This window comes from Dellaglioa sp. CoH-56-MRSF-11, from assembly GCF_056782135.1.
In genome coordinates this window covers 1-397 of record NZ_JBXAYE010000038.1, presented here as the reverse complement: position 1 = coordinate 397, position 397 = coordinate 1, and the positions used below count along the sequence as shown (strand labels likewise).

Here is a 397-nt window from a genome sequence, read left to right as displayed (position 1 = left end):
ATAGATGATCGGTGAATTCGTCCACTCCAGAACCTGCGGGTTCGACTTGCTCATCTGGTACACTGCCTTGTCCGCGTCCCAGCCCGCAAAATCCATGATATCCGTGTCGATCCCGAGATCGCGCAGCACCTCGGTCAGTTCCGGCGTGTTTATGTCCAGTACATCACGGCGCTTATTCACCGTCAGATACCGATCGACAGGGCGGCAGTAGATGAAGCGAACGTCGTAATCCGAATCCGGCGACGCGAAGCCCCACGCACGAGACCCGGCCTCGGCCGCCATCAGGACCTTAATATCGAGCCGTTGTTCGAGCTGAATCAGGACACTTTTGATGATGCCTGAAGCCGTGTTTTGTGCCACACTCATTTGTCCGCTCCCCGAGGTCCAGTATACAGAT

The 397-nt window shown here is 55.9% G+C and carries 1 protein-coding gene; it reads right to left on the bottom strand.

Going from position 1 to position 397, the window contains the following annotated elements; translation table 11 throughout:
• Window positions 1–366: nucleotidyltransferase domain-containing protein (locus AC1RPT_RS07715; protein WP_481762973.1), on the bottom strand; the 366-nt coding region annotated here is incomplete at its 3' end.
• Window positions 367–397 lie beyond the last annotated feature (31 nt).